The following is a 16,694-nucleotide window of genomic DNA, read 5'->3' as shown; positions in this document are numbered from 1 at the left end:
GACAGAAAAGAGGGATTGGCTTGACAACGATAACTGCACAAAACATCTTGCTGGCCAGTGGGCAATTTGATCGCGAAAAAGACTATTGGATGGAGAACCTCTCTCGAGAGTTTCATTCACTCGACCTTCCAACAGACTCTCGGGCCTCGTTTCAGCGTCAGTCTGAGCTTCGTGAGCTGACCATCGTTTTTCCTGACGAGCTGAGCAAGGCACTGATTCATTTGAGCAATGGCTCGGATCAGCGTTTGTTCATGGCTTTGCTGAGTGGATTTGGCATCTTGTTGTCCAAATATACGGGACATCAGGACATATGCGTTGGAACGGCTATCTTTCGTCAAACAGAGCCGGGTGAGTTTTTGAACAAGGTATTGCCCTTGCGTCATCAGGTACTCCCGGAATGGAGCATCAAGGAGCTGCTACAAGAAGTTCGGCAAACCTTAAAGGTCGCTGTGGAACATCAGAACTACCCAATCTTGCGGTTGATCGAGGAACTGCAAGTACCGCAGCAGGGACACAGCACACCGTTCTTTGAGGCGACTTGCTTATTGGACGTCCTTCATGATCAGGACAGCCTAAAACAGGTTTCGAGCGAGTTGCAGCTCCTCTTTTCTAAAAAGGGAGACTCGCTCGAATTACTCGTGCGTTACGTGGGGCAAAGATACCAACTCCCCATGATGAAACGGATGATGGAGCATTTGGTCCGTATCTATCAGGTTATCGTAACGCAACCGAATCACAAGATCGCTGAGATAGTGTGCTTATCTGAGGAAGAGGTTCGGGAGTTAGTTCTTTCGTTTAATGACAACCGGGTTGATTTTCCGCGCGATCAGAGCTTTGATCGCCTCTTTGAGGAGCAGGTTAAAAAGACTCCTCATCGCAAAGCGGTGACAGACGGAAAAATAACCTTAACCTATCAGGAATTAAACGAGCGATCCAATCGACTCGCGCACCATTTTATCCAGCAAGGATTACGACCTGGCACGAAAATCGGTATTTATATGAAGCGTAACGTGGATACGCTTGTTGCGATACTCGCGGTGTTCAAGGCGGGAGGAGCCTACGTACCGATTGATCCAGACTATCCACAGCATCGGATCTTGTACATCGTGCAGAAGAGCGAGATTGCAGGGTTGATAACTCAGCCTGATTTGTTAGATGGATTGGAGTCGATTCAAGCATCCTCACCTGAGCTGAAGTATCTCTATGTCTTTGGTCAATCCGATCAATCAGTTGAGTCACTTTCGGGAGAGGACATCGATCGGGAGAGTGCGGGAACAGACCTGGCTTACATCATCTTCACATCGGGCACGACTGGACAACCAAAAGGCGTAATGGTGCACCATCGTGGAATGATTAACCACATTTTCGCAAAAATCAACGACCTATCCCTCTGCGAGGATGATCTTGTCGCACAAACGGCTTCTCTTTGCTTTGATATTTCTGTTTGGCAATATCTGGCTGTTTTGCTGGTGGGTGGCTCTGTGCAAGTGGTCGATACAGAGACGGTAATGGATACGCAGGCCCTTCATAATGTACTGCGTTCCAACCGCGTCACCGTAGCGGAAGTGGTACCATCTCTGCTCTCCGTGCTGCTTGATCTCGTTCAAGAATGGTCCGACTCCGAACGCAGCTTCCCTGATCTGCGGTGGATGGCAGTGACAGGAGAGGAGTTGCCTGCCCCTCTGGTACGACGCTGGTTTGCCTGCTATTCGGAAATTCCATTGGTGAATATGTACGGACCAACGGAAGCATCCGATGATATTACCCACCACATTATCCGGGAAATGCCCAGTGATCAGCAGATTGTGGTTCCCATCGGCATCCCGATCCAGAACACTCATATTTACATACTCGACCAAAATCAGTGTATTTGCCCGCGAGGCGTAAAAGGAGAAATAGGTGTGGCCGGTCCGGGGGTTGGATACGGCTACTACAAAGATGAGGAACGGACGCAAAAAGTTTTCGTAGCAAATCCGTATGCCAGCTGGGTAGAAGACGCTGACTATCAAGTCCTCTACCGAACAGGTGATGTAGGCCGGATCACGGAGGACGGATATATTGAGTACTTCGGGAGAATGGACAATCAAGTCAAGATTCGGGGTTACCGAATCGAATTGAGTGAGATTGAACAGGTTATGCGCAGACATCCTACGGTTAAGGATGCAGTGGTCTTGGCGCTTTCAGAGGAAACGGGTGCAAAGTACTTATGTGCCTATGTCGTTCCTCTAGAGGAATTTTCCGCCCGAGATGTGCGTGATTATCTGTTTACTGTGCTTCCGGAATACATGGTTCCGATGCACTATGTAAAACAAAACGTATTGCCACTTACCCCTAACGGAAAAGTGGACAGAGGGGCTTTACCGAAGCCTGGCATACAGGATCGGGTCGACAAATCTATTTTTGTGTCAGCTACAACCGAGACGGAAAAAGCACTCATCCACATCTGGGCGCATGTGCTACAGCTCGATCCAAACACAATCAGCGCTCGGGATAATTTCTTCGCCCTAGGGGGGCACTCCTTAAAAATCAACGCCGTGGCTACGCAGGTTGCCCAGCAGTTTGGTGTACAGCTTCCACTGCGAACCATGTTTAATCACCCAACTATTCAGGAGCTTGGCAAGGTGATTGATGGAGCAGACAAGACGATTATGAAAAGACGATTCCCAGTCGAAGCCAGATCGTACTATCCTGTTACGGCTGCTCAGAGTAAGTTCTTTATTCTTCAGCAGTTGAATCCGGCTGATACAAGTCTTCACATTACGGCTGCCCGTTTCATCGAGGGAGATTTGAGCCGTGAGAAGGTAGAACATGCTTTTCAAGGATTGATTGACCGCCATGAATCTCTTCGTACCTCGTTTGATTATATAGATGGGCAAGTGGTTCAAATTGTACATGATTCGCTAGTCTTCCGTTTGGAAGTGAGCGAAGCAAATGCAGAGCAGTTGGAGGCCAGTCTGGCAACATTTGTACGGCCATTCGACTTGCGTCAAGCGCCCTTGTTGCGTGCAGGGCTAATCAGGATTGACCCGGAAAAGCATCTCTTGTTGTTCGACATGCACCATATCGTTTCAGACGGTGTATCCATGGACATTCTCGTAGAGGACTTTGTTCGTCTCTATGCAGGTATGCCACTTTCTGCATTGGAAGTTCAGCAGAAAGAGTTTGCTGTTTGGCAGGAATCTGCACTTGAGTCAGGGGAGCTTCAAGCTGACTATTGGGCAAACTTGTTTACCAGCCCGGCTCCACTTCTATCGATTCCGACTGATTACGAAAGGCCAGAATCTCTTACGTTCCCTGGTGCGACGATTGAGTTCGAGATATCGGCAGAGGAGAGGCAGCGGTTGCAGGAGCTGGCAGCGCAGGAACATGCGACACTTTACATGGTGCTGTTGTCGGTTTACAACATGTTGCTTGCAAAATACAGCGGCCAAGAGGATATCGTTGTCGGAACTCCAGTAGCTGGCCGTAAATTTGCAGAGTTTGATGAAGTAATTGGGATGTTTATCAACACCATTCCGCTACGCAATTATCCAAAAGGCGAGAAAACCTATCGCGAGTTTCTTGCGGAGGTCCGTGAGCATACGCTAGCCTCTTTCGAACAAGCAGATTACCCGATTGATCTGTTTGTCCAGACGCTTGGCCTTGAGCCAAATACAGGTCGTCAGCCCCTTTTTGATACGATCTTCGTCCTGCAAAACATGGACAATCCGGAAGGGGAACTGAAGCTTGAGGACATGATCGTCAAAAACTATCCACTGCCAAACAACACGGCTAAGCTTGACCTTCATCTGGCGGCTTATCCTGTTTTCGACAGACTTACATGTAAGCTGGATTACCGCAGTGACCTGTTCCGAAGAGAAACGATGGAGCAGTTTGTGAGTGACTTCAAAAGCTTGTTGCAGCAGGTGATGGAAGATCCCCAGCGCCTCCTGCATGACTTTGAATTGACCCGTGAGGTAGCCCTTATTCAGGCACAGGGCGTCGATTGGGATTTTGAATTTTAGAGCAAGCGGTGAGTAAGAGGGGGAGGGCATATGGAGACTACTATTTCGCAAAACATTCTGCTAACCAGTCGAAAATTTAGCCGGGAGGAACAGTACTGGCACGAGAAGTTACAGGGGGAGTGGACGCTTTCCCTCCTTCCAACTGAAGGAACGGATAAGGAAGGCGATGGGGTGGAGGAGACAAAAGAAATATCTTTTGTCTTTCCGGATGATTTGAATGCTGCCATTGCGGCCCATTGCGATCATCATCCGATGAAGCTCTACCTGTTTCTTCTGTCGACGTTTCAAATCATGCTGAATCGGTATAAGCAGACAGATGACATGATCATTCTCACGCCCGTCTTTCAGAATCCGCTTCCCCCTAATGCTTGGAATCGGGTGCTGCCGCTGCGCGTACGGATGCATCAAGAAGCTACTTTTGCAGAAGTGGCGAAAGAGGGTAAGCAGCTGGTCAAAGAGGCAATTGAGCATCAGAACTATCCGTTTTCGCAAATGATGCAATGGCTTGATCTATCCGACACCGATCTGAAGACACTGCTGGATACAGCCTTCGTTTTAGAAAACATGCAAGATATTGCTGCTTTAGAAGGCCTGTCTTTGCAAGTGGTGTTTGCATTGAAGCAAACAGAAGATGGAATGACAGGCCGCGTACGGTATGCGGGCGAGCAGTTCCAAGAGGCTGTCATCGAACGGATGATCAGCCATTATCAACAAATTCTTCGTGAAGTGGTTGTCGATCCCAAACGGTTGGTTCACACAATCGATATGTTGACAGAGGCGGAGCGGACTGATCTGTTGTACACCCGCAATCAAACGGATGTTCAACATTCTGCTCCAAAGCCGATCCATCAACTGATTGAGGAACAGGCAGCGCGTACTCCTCATCTAACAGCCGCTGTGTTTGGCAACAAAACCCTTACCTACGCTCAACTTAATGGCAAAGCCAATAGCCTTGCACGCATGTTGAAGGACAGCGGCATTGGAAGAGGAAGCTATGTTCCGGTCTTGATGAATCGTAGCCTGAATTTGATCATTTCCTTGCTAGCTGTGATGAAAACTGGTGCGGCATTTGTCCCGCTAGACGTGCAAAGTCCGAACGAACGGAAAAAGCAGCTACTGGATGAGTTGAATTGTCCGGTGACGCTGATCGGACCAGAAATACGCCAGGAATCATCATTCGTACAATTGACACGTGCTGTAATCGTCGATGCGGATGAAATCCGGGAAGAAGGGGACTTGAATGTCCAGGTAGATGTGGACGACACGATCTATGTGATCTATACATCTGGTTCCACCGGCAAACCAAAAGGAGCTGTCGTTCCTCATATCGGTATTTTCAATCGGTTTCGCTGGATGGATGAGCATTACGGTTGTACGGAACAGGACGCCATTTTCCAGACGACTCCCCATCACTACGACAGTTCGGTCTGGCAACTTTTCTGGCCGCTCTTGCATGGTGGGCGTACGGTATTGCCGATTCCTGAATTCGAGATGACGCTCGATCAAGTATTGCACGCCATTTCAACCTATCAGATTACGATTACGGACTTTGTGCCATCGGTCTTCAACCTGCTGGTGGATCAAATGGAAACACGGATGGACATACACGACTCACTTTCTTCGATTCGCCACCTGATCTTGGGGGGAGAGGAAATTACGGCTCACACCGTGCATCTTTTTCTTCAGCGGTTTTCCCACGTTCGCATCACGAATCTGTACGGTCCGACGGAGACGTCTATTGGTGTCATCTACTTTGAAATCGACCATACCCATGAGGGCCCGATACCGATCGGAAAGCCGATAGCCAATACAAAGATCCTACTGTTGGATTCGAATCGCAAACTTGTTCCGGCTGGACATCAAGGGGAGATTTATATAACTGGCTTGTGCTTGGGGCACGGTTACTTGCACGATCCTGAGAAAACAGCAGCCAGCTTTGTTGACAACCCTTATCCGGAAATTGGTTATCAAAAGCTTTATCGGACAGGCGACCTTGGACGTTATCTGCCGAATGGCAATATCAAGTTCTGCGGTCGCATCGATCATCAAGTAAAAGTACGCGGGCACCGGATTGAGCTGGGCGAGATTGATGAGGTGCTATTGTCCCATCCGCTAGTGAAAGAGTGTGCCGTGCTATTTCAAGAAGAGAAGGCTCGATTGTGCGCTTACTACGTATCGAATGCTCAGGAATTGACCGCAAGTGACTTGCGTGGTTATCTCAGCGAACAGCTTCCCGATCACATGATCCCTTCCTTTTTTGTCAGCATTGAAAAAATGCCTTTGACAGCAGGGGGCAAGATCAATCGCAAGCTACTGCCTGAAGTGGATGAACAACAGGTGTCCGATGCTGAATACGTAGCTCCACGAAATGAGAAGGAAGAACAGCTGGTTACCATCTGGAAAGAAATCCTGGGGATCGAAAAAGTGGGGGTACACGACAGCTTTTTCCAGCTGGGAGGGAATTCCCTGCTGTTGCTCAAAATGCATGCGCAAATTGTAAAACAAGTGGATAGCGAGATTAGCGTCGCACATTTGTTTTCCTACTATACGATTGCCATGTTTGTGGATTTTCTCGAACAAAGAAAACAGGATCAGTTTGCATCTATGGAAGATCAAAGCGATGATGATGAATCCCTTTTGGAATTGCTGAGGGAGGTCAAGGAGGGAGTTCTCTCCGTAGACAAGGGTGCCGAACTGATCGACAAAAGGAAGGGGAAATAGGATGAGTTTGCTAAAAAAATACATCTTGGAGCAAGTGGCTGCTCATCGACTGCAAGAGAAGGAAGCACTTCCTTTGCTGAAAGAACTGTCCTCTGCCAACGTAAACACTCGCCAAGATATCGCGATCATCGGTATGGCTTGTCGTTTTCCCGGAGCCAGCAGCCTCGAAGAATACTGGAATAATTTGGAACAGGGGCACGATTCAATCGGTGATATCCCTGCTGCAAGGCGTCCAGATGTCGAGAGGGTAGCGAGAGAATTTTTTAACGACACAGATTTTACGTATGAGCGGATGGGTTATCTCGATCACGTGGATTTATTTGATCATGCGTTTTTCGAGATATCACCTGCAGAGGCTCGAACCATGGATCCTTATCAGCGGATGTTTCTCGAGTTGGCATGGGAAACATTTGAGCATGCCGGGTATAGCGAGAAGATGATCAGCGGTTCTCCAACAGGCGTGTTTCTGGGATATTGTGACAATGAATCACAATACCAGCGTGTGCTGAAAAACGTTGACTCGTCCTCGTTGGCTGGCAACGTTGCAGCAATTATCGCTTCACGAATTTCCTATTTGCTGAATCTGTCAGGTCCGAGCCAACTGATTAATACATCTTGCTCTTCCTCCTTGGTCGCTCTGCACCAAGCATGTCAGGCCATTGGAAATAACGATTGTCGAATGGCTCTCGTAGGTGGAGTGAACCTTTCCCTGTTTCCAATTCAACAAGATACTGACTTTGGCATTGTTTCTGTAGAACGCAAAACCAAAGCATTTGATGACTTTGCTGATGGAACAGTATGGGGAGAAGGTCTTGGCGCTGTTCTTTTGAAGTCATACGATCAGGCAGTCAAGGACAACGACTATATCCATGCCGTGATCAAAAGCACAGCGGTCAATTGTGATGGCCGTTCTACCAGTATTACGGCGCCCAATGCGATTTCCCAGTCCGCTTTGTTGCGAACAACATGGGAGCGGGCGCAAATCAATCCGGAGAGCATCTCCTATATTGAGGCACATGGGACCGGGACAAGATTAGGCGACCCTGTCGAGATTGAGGGGATCATGCATGCCTTTCAGAAAGTTTCAAAACGTAAGCAATTTTGCGCAATAGGCTCGGTCAAAAGCAATATCGGACACACGATAGCGGCATCCGGTGTAGCCGGGATCATTAAGACGGCTTTGATGATGAAGCATCGTCAGATTCCGCCGACGCTGCATGTGAAACGGCCGAATACCTTAATTCCTTTTATCGACTCGCCTGTTTATATAAATGATGTGCTAAAGGCTTGGGATGTAGAGGCGGACCAACCTGTGAGGAGAGCCGGCGTAAGCGCATTTGGCCTAAGCGGGACAAACGCCCACGTCATATTGGAAGAGCCTCCTAAACGCGAGGCGGCAGCAGTTTCAGAATCTGGCGATTACCTCATTACGTTATCCGCCAAGACAAGTGGATCGCTATGGGATTTGCTCGAGAAATACCAAGCATTTTTATCAGCGCCTTCTGAGCATTCCCTTCTTGATATGTGCGCTACAGCCAATATTGGGCGCGGACACTATCGGTATCGCCTAGCCTTCCTTATCAACAGCAAAGAGGATTTTTTGCAGAAGATCCATCTCCTGTGCGCGGGAGAACGGACGGAGGACGGTGCTCCGCTTGTTGATGGGAACCAGGTGTTCTACGGGGTACTGAATTCCCGTGGGGAAGGTTCATTGCCGATCAGCATGCAAATAGACAGCTCTAACCCAGTAGAATTGGCCAAACAGTACGTGCGAGGGGTTTCTATCAATTGGCTTGAATACTACCGTCCAGTCAAATGGAAAAAGGTACCTTTGCCAACCTATTCTTTTGCAAAAACCCGTCACTGGGTGCAATCGGATCAACCTGCAAACGAAACGGTTGAGCGGCCCGTTGCTGTAGCAACTGAGGCGGCACATGAGAACGAAACAGCTGATGTTCATAAAATTGCTTCCACCTTCTTTACTTTTGGGGAAACTTTACTGAATCAGGTGAATGTCCAAAAGCAAACCGGTTTGGAAGAGGATGAGACTTTTTATTCCGGATTGTCATCGCTTGAATGCTTCAAGCAACTGGGCGTTTTCCACAAGCAGGGTCAAACGTATACCCAGGAAGAATTGCGTGAAGCTGTAAGGTTTGATGGAAGAAATGAACAGCTCTTCCAACTCATGCTTGGACTCGTCGTTCAAGCGACCCTTGTTGAACAAGTTGCAGGAACATATCGACTTGCTGCTCAAGCAGAGGGTCTTGATGCGGAATCGTTTTATCAGGATTGTCTGGATCGCTATCCGAATGAGCGAGAGACTTTCACCCAATTAAAGGCGTGTTTTGCCCATTACTCAACCATCATGACAGGGCAGACCGTACTTGTATCGAACGGTACTTCTGACTTTTTCAAATCGTATGCGGATCGCATTACTCTTGGAAATCCTTCAGGACTTATGGCAGTGGAAACCATTGCCCAATACATCCATTCGTTTAGCCGTCCTGTACACATTCTGGAGCTCGGTGGCGGTTCAAGCAGTCTTACCCACCTCTTGCTGCCGAAGATTAAAAATCAAGCTGTCACTTATCTGTTTACGGATTGTGTCCAAGGGACTCTCGATGAGACAGAAAAAGAGTGCAAAGACCTGTATCCATTTGTGGAGTTCCGCATGTTCAACCTAGAGCAGGCCCCAGCTGAACAAGGATTCGATCTACACGCATACGATGTGATTATTGCAAATAACGCTATTCACAGGGCCAGGGATGTTCGGGCATCCTTATCGATGCTGCATCAGTTACTTGCGGAGCAGGGCGTGCTGTTTGCGATCGAGCTCGTGAAAAATCGTTCAACGGCAAATGTGATCGGGGGGCTTGCCACAGACTGGTGGCAGTACGAAGATACCGATCTGCGACACCAAGCTAGATTGATGGATGCCTCACGCTGGGAAAAGGCGCTTCGGGATACGAACTATCAATCTGTTGCCATTTATCCGTCGTCAACAGCGCTGGGTGATCTGTCTGATTCAGCGTTATTGGTCGGACACTCAGCGTATACGCCACAAGAGTATCGGGAGTGGCTCTACCAGATCAATTGGCAAACGAAAGAGCTAACAACCAATCATCAGTCTCAGCGTCCAGGGATCTGGCTGGTGTTTCAAGATGAAGGCGGTGTGGGAGAAACTCTTGCTGACGCGATGTCATCGGAAGGACATGAAGTGTTCAAACTTCGCAGTGGTGAGGCTTTTGCCTCTGTTTCTTCCCACGAGTTTATCCTAGATCCCAGCCAGCCGGCAGATCTGCGGCGTGTGTTCGAGGGACTCGGGGACAAAAAGGAAAAGCTGACTGGGATTATCCACTTATGGAGCTTGACCTCGGGCTCCCAGCAGCCAAATGGTCTCGGAGAGCTTGAAGCTCTTGAGTCAGCGCAACATCTGGGAGTTTACAGTCTGTTTCATTTAACACAAGCGTTGCTTGAGCTGGATCTGAAACAGGTGCTAGATTTACGGATCGTTTCGAACTACGCACAAGCAGTAGATGACAACGGACCTGTTTTTCCAGAAAAAGCTCCCTTGTTCGGTCTTGCCAAGGTTATCTCGCAGGAAAATCCAAAACTGCAGTGTTTTAGCCTGGATCTCGCAACAGAGGGGCGTTCAACATCGCAGTTGGCTAGTCAGCTTCTAGCGGAAATTCGCTGCAATCGGGATGACACATTGGTGGCCTATAGAGGAAATCGCATCGTACCAGAGATGAATCGCTGCGATATCGATAAAATTCCGAAACGACCCGTAGAGATACGTGAAAATGGCGTTTACTTGATCGCCGGAGGGACAGGAAAACTGGGACTGGCATTTAGTAAGCATTTGGCCGCACAAAAAAATGTGACGCTCGTGCTGATTAATCGTTCTCCACTTCCACCTAACCACGAGTGGCAAGAGCGTTTACAGCATCCAGACTGCAGTACTGCTGAGGCACGAAAACTGAGAAATCTGCTTGAGCTGGAGGAAATGGGAGCGCAGGTAGTCTGCTATGCAGCCGATGTGTCCGACCGTCAGCAGATGGAGGATATTTCTGAGCAAGTCCGTGCTCGTTACGGGCCTATCAACGGCATTATCCAATCCGCGGCGCATATCACCTTCGAGACCATCCAGAAGAAGACGTTTTCCGATTTTCAAAATGGCTTAAAAGCGAAGCTGGCGGGCACACTCAACCTCGATCAGATTGCTGAACCAGAGCATCTGGATTTCTTTGTAATATTCTCATCACTTGCTTCGATTTGGGGCGGAGCGACTGGATGTGACTATGTCTCGGCCAACTGCTTCCTGGATGCCTACAGCGCAGCTCGCAACCGAACGGGTAAACCGACGATTGCATTGAACTGGTATGCGTTTGAAGGTATTACGGGTCCTGGCTTTATCGGATACATGCCGATGGATGGAGTGCTACAGGCCTTTGATGCGTCTTTGCCTTGCCAAACCGAACATTTGATCATTGGACAATTTGATTTGCAAGTGCTGAAGGAATGGGCACCGTCTCTGAAAGTAAAGCTGGGAGACACGATCTTTGCAAGCGTGGAAACACATAAAGAACGCGAAACACCACCCGCAGTGACCATGCAAAACCGTGTTGTTTTGTCTGGCAGGGAGGAAGGCGATCACTACACGTTGTTGGAGCAAGCCTTAGGTCAGATTTGGTCCGATGTGTTGGGTTACACCGAATTGAGCATCGACGACGACTTTTTCAGGCTGGGTGGCGATTCTCTTTTGGCAATCGGTATCGTTTCCCGTGTCACCAAGCAGTTGCAAAAAGAGATGACAATTACCGACCTGTTTCAGACACCGACGATCCGTCAATTGGCTGTGTTGATGGCGCCGAATGAAGAAACAGCTGTGTCAGCGATTCCTGTAGCAGAGTATCGGGAAGCTTATCCCGCCACCTCGTCTCAGCAGAGAATTTATGTGCTGGAACAAATGCAGGAAGGGGCAGTTGCCTACAACATCCCAACAGTCATGATGCTTGAGGGAGAGCTGGACAGAGAGGCTTTCGAACGTGCATTTGTCTCGTTGGTTCAGCGTCATGAGTCGTTGCGCACCTCATTTTCCATCGTGGATGGAGCTTTGATGCAATCCGTTCAACCGAGCATAGATTTTACGTTGGCGTATAGTGAAGTCGACGCGAACGAGGCCAAGAGAACGGTCGAACAATTCATCCGACCATTTGACTTGTCAAAAGCGCCACTAGTTCGCGGTATGCTCATTCGTATCGATGTCAACAAACACTTGTTGCTGTTCGACATGCATCACATTATTTCCGATGGTGTATCCATCAACATTTTGATCCGCGAGTTCTTCCAATTGTATCAGGGACTCGAGTTGCCTGAGCTGCGGATTCAATATAAAGACTACAGCGTGTGGCAATCAGAGCAGCTGGGCAATGGAGTATTGGCCGCTCAGGAGAAATTCTGGCTAAAAGAGCTGGATGGAGAACTTCCTGTGCTTAATCTGCCTACGGACCACCCTCGACCGTCCGTCCAGAGCTTTGAGGGAGATGTCCTGACCTTTGAGATTCCTCAAGAGATGACAGAGAAGATACTGGCACTGGCCAAAAACAACGGTTCAACCTTGTACATGACGCTACTGGGAGCGCTCACCATTATGCTGTCGAAATACGCTGGCGAAGAAGACATTATCATTGGATCTCCAGTGGCTGGCCGTCATCATGCAGACCTGGAAAACATCGTTGGTGTCTTTCTGAACACACTGGCGATGAGAAACTTCCCACGAAGCGATCGAACCGTAACAGATTTCCTTCAGGAAGTAAAAGAACGGGCACTGGCAGCGCTCTCGCATGCCGACTACCCGTTCGAAATGCTGGTGGATCGTCTGACGTTGCCAAAAGATACGGCGCGCAACCCACTGTTTGATGTGATGTTCATTTTGCAAAATACCGGCGATGCGAAGGGAAGCATGAGTGCAAATGGACTGACGCTCTCTCCTTATCCATTTGAACAGCGCTCTGCTCAGTTTGATCTGACCTTTGACATCATTGAGCGAGAACAGCGCCTGATTGTCGATATCGAATACAGCAACAAGCTGTTCAGCAAAGAGACGATCACATCGATGTCCACACACTTCCAAAAAATTCTGGAGCAGATGGTGGAAGATCCTGAACAGCGGATCGGCAAGATGTCCATGCTGGCAGCAGAAGAACGCTTGCTTCTGATAGAGCAATGGAATGATACGAGTTTGGAATACTCTCGTGAAAAAACAGTCGTCCAGCTCTTTGAAGAAGTAGCGGCAACACAGCCGAACGCGTTAGCTGTCACATGCGGAGATGAGAAAGTCACCTATACGGAATTAAATAAGCGAGCAAACCAAGTAGCTCGTTTGATCAAGCAACACGGCGTCACTGCTGATACTTGCGTGGGCCTTTTGACGAATCGCTCTGTGGAAATGATGGTTGGACTCTTGGCGATCTTGAAAGCAGGGGCTGCGTTTGTTCCGATTGATCCGCAATATCCAGAAGAACGTATCTCCTACGTTTTGGAAAATAGCATGACTCGTCTCGTCTTAACCCACGATTCTTTGGCAGAAAAGCAGTGGGGAAGTGTTGTCCGAGTGGACGTAAACAATTCTCGGGTTGAGACGGAAGATGACTCAAATCTTCCGCCACAGGCTGCACCTGGCGATCTCGCCTATGTCATTTACACATCGGGTTCTACAGGCAAGCCTAAAGGCGTTATGGTTGAGCATGGCAATTTGATGAGCTTCTGCTCAGGGATCGGGGAACACATCCATTTTGCCAGCACAGACAAAATGCTGGCTGTGACGACGATTTCGTTTGATATTTTTCTGCTTGAAACGATTGTGCCGCTGACGAAAGGGATGACAGTGGTCATTGCAGCCGAACAACAGCAAGCCGATCCACAGGTGCTAAAGGAGTTGATTTTGCAGGAAGAAATCAATTTCCTTCAACTGACTCCATCCCGTCTACAGCTCATGCTGGAAGAGAAGAGCAACTTGCACGCACTTGACAACCTGAAAGCGATCCTGCTTGGAGGAGAAGCCCTGTCAGCGTCTTTGTTCCAACGGCTTCGCACACAGACCAAGGCGAGACTTTACAATCTGTATGGTCCGACGGAAACAACGATTTGGTCTACGGTGCAGGACTTGACCGACGCAGGGGAAGTAACGATTGGCGCACCTTTGCCCAATACACAAGTCTACATCCTCGATGAGCATCTGCAAGTGCAGCCGATGAAGATCACTGGCGATCTTTACATTGCAGGGGATGGGGTAACGAGAGGCTACTTCGGTCAGCCAACACTGACGGCTGAGCGCTATATCCCTAATCCGTTTAAATCTGGTCAACGCATGTACAAAACAGGTGATCTCGCGAGATGGCTGCCGGATGGACGTATTGAATACGTGGGACGATCCGACTTTCAATGCAAAGTACGAGGTTATCGGATCGAATTGGGTGAGATTGAAAGTGCCCTTTGTCAGCATCCGGATATTACGGAAGCGGTGGTCAGTGTGCGAAATAGCACCAGCAATCCTTACCTGGCTGCCTACTATATGGCAAAGCAATCGTTGGACAATGATGAATTGCGTGCGATGCTAAGCAAAAGTTTACCTGATTACATGATTCCACATTTCTATACGCATATGAGTATGTGGCCGCTGACACCAAACGGAAAACTGGATCGCAAATCATTGCCAGAGCCTGATGCACTCCAAGACAAGCACACCGAATATCAAGCCCCGGCTACCAGACTGGAAGAACAGGTGGCTGGCGTTTGGCGGGAAGTGCTTAAGATTGAAACGGTCGGAATGCAGGATAACTTCTTCCACATCGGCGGTAATTCGCTTTTACTGGTGCAAGTTCATGCCAAGCTTGAACAGCTTTATCCTGGACGGGTTCGAATTGCCGATTTGTTCGCCCATCCTACGTTGTACAGCCTAACCTATTTTTTGAAGAACACCGCTTTAGATGGAGCAGATGAACAAGAGGAAACCGATACAACCACCTATTGGTTGAAGGAGCTGGATCGTGTCTCGCTGATAGAGTTGCCGTCAACGTATTGGGCTAGTGGAGAAGCGAATGCGGACACAAACTGGGTCCAATTCTCACTTACGGATGATCTGTTTGAAAATGTGCAGCAGGTAAGTCAAATGGAGGCTGTTGAGGTTAGAGACGTTCTGCTTTCGATGTATCTATACCTCATGGCCGAATTGACAGGGCAGCAGGATCTTTATATGGAAGTGGCTGTCGCCAAGGAGCTGCAGATGAATGCCTATCCATTCCGGATGAACATGTCAGAGGTCAACACCTTCTTCGATCTATTCAAGCAGGTGCAGCAGAAACGACAGTTCATCGAGAAAATGACGGGGGAAGCCTCGTTGTGGCTAAAAAAATTGCGGACGGATCGCAACGAAGGAACCATTATTCCATTCTTCGGCAGTGTCAATGAGTTTACAGATGCATCGTTCACACACCATGAACATGAGCTTACCTTCTGGATCAAGGAAGGAAAAGACGTGATTGACATCGTGTGTGCATTCGACCCTGATTGCCTCCGGGCAGAAAAGGTCACGGAGATGACTCAGGATTACCAGCAATTGCTCAGGATGCTAGTGAATGAATACATGACGTAGAGAAGGGTGATCAAAAATGGACAAAATCGCACTCTTATTCCCGGGACAAGGTTCGCAATATGTTGGAATGGGCCAAGCATTATGTGAGGCCCATCCCATTGCCGCTCGCACCTTTGAAGAAGCAAGTGATGCGCTTGGATTTAACCTGCAAACCCTTTGTTTTGCAGGGGATGTACAAGAATTGACCAAAACAGAGCACGCACAGCCAGCAATCCTGACGGCAAGTGTCGCAGCCTTTCGCGTTTATTCACAAGAAATGGACATCGAACCGAAGTGGGTGGCTGGTCACAGTCTGGGCGAGTTTACGGCCCTGACTTGTGCCGGTGCCATCCAGTTTGCAGATGCGGTCCGCCTTGTCTATCGCCGAGGTCAGTTCATGCAGGCGGCCACGCCGCAGGGTGTCGGAGCCATGTCAGCAATCTTCGGGTTGAATGCTCAACTAGTCGAGGAGATTTGTCGAGAACATTCTCGTGACGATGCGGTCGTCGTGGTCGCCAACCATAACTCCGCTGATCAAATCGTCATCTCCGGACATGCACATGCGGTGCGGCAAGTAGAAGAAGCATGCAAGCAGCATGGCTCGACTTCCGTAGTCAGCCTCAAGGTGAGTGCGCCTTTCCATTCGCCACTCATGGTGCAAGCAGCCGAACAATTACATGAAGAACTGAAGCGATACACGTACTGCGATCCCAAATGGCCTGTGATTTCCAATGTGACTGCACAACCTTATGTCCATGCTGATCAAATTGTCGATTTGCTCACAGCCCAGACAACCAGCCCTGTTCGCTGGCAATCCACGATGGATTACTTGGTAAAACAGGGAGCGAATACCGTAATTGAGCTCGGCCCAAAAAATGTACTGACAAATTTGGCCAAAGGATATCCCCTTCGCGCCTTTGCCTTTGACAAGCAGGGGGAGATCAATCGTTATCAGCAAGAGCTCCATGATGCCAAAGCGCGTAATCAAGCAGCGATTGCCCAACTGGTCGATTCTTGCATTGCGATTGCCGTTTGCACCAAAAACCGCGGTCTCGATGAAGAAGCGTACCAAAAAGGAGTGATCGCTCCCTATCAAGCTCTTCAACAACTGAGGCAACAGCTGGAACAAGGAGAAAAAGAGGGGGGCTTTGGGGATGTACGGGAAGCTTTTTCACTGCTTCGTTTGATCTTGCAAACAAAAAAGGCTCCTGACGCGGAACAAGCCATGCGCTTTGAACAGCTGACCAGCAAACCGGACTTGCAACAGCGATTTCCTGAGATCGGCAACGAATGGCAAGCAAGCTAAGCCGAATCAGGTGAGCAAAGGACCTAAG

General features: G+C 48.8%; 4 protein-coding genes. All 4 read left to right on the top strand.

What is annotated here, in order from left to right:
* Positions 1–20 precede the first annotated feature (20 nt).
* From edeK to fabD, 4 genes are read left to right on the top strand one after another with little or no spacing between them, the layout of a single operon-like run.
* Positions 21–4,004, top strand: coding sequence for an edeine non-ribosomal peptide synthetase EdeK (gene edeK / locus ACKKE8_RS17065; protein WP_409174129.1), 3,984 nt, complete (start codon positions 21–23; stop codon positions 4,002–4,004).
* A 30-nt stretch (positions 4,005–4,034) separates the two neighbouring features.
* Positions 4,035–6,725, top strand: coding sequence for an edeine non-ribosomal peptide synthetase EdeJ (gene edeJ, locus ACKKE8_RS17060; protein WP_409174128.1), 2,691 nt, complete (start codon positions 4,035–4,037; stop codon positions 6,723–6,725).
* Position 6,726: 1 nt separating this feature from the next.
* Positions 6,727–15,381 (top strand): edeine biosynthesis hybrid PKS-NRPS EdeI, encoded by an 8,655-nt coding sequence (gene edeI, locus ACKKE8_RS17055; RefSeq protein ID WP_409174127.1) that lies wholly within the window; start codon positions 6,727–6,729, stop codon positions 15,379–15,381.
* 16 nt (positions 15,382–15,397) lie between these two features.
* Positions 15,398–16,666, top strand: coding sequence for an ACP S-malonyltransferase (fabD, locus tag ACKKE8_RS17050; protein ID WP_409174126.1), 1,269 nt, complete (start codon positions 15,398–15,400; stop codon positions 16,664–16,666).
* The last annotated feature ends 28 nt before the right edge of the window (positions 16,667–16,694 follow it).

The organism is Brevibacillus fortis, from assembly GCF_046196545.1.
GTDB classification, from domain to species: domain Bacteria; phylum Bacillota; class Bacilli; order Brevibacillales; family Brevibacillaceae; genus Brevibacillus; species Brevibacillus fortis_A.
Note: the sequence above shows the minus strand (reverse complement) of the source record. Positions and strands in the feature narration are given on the sequence as shown.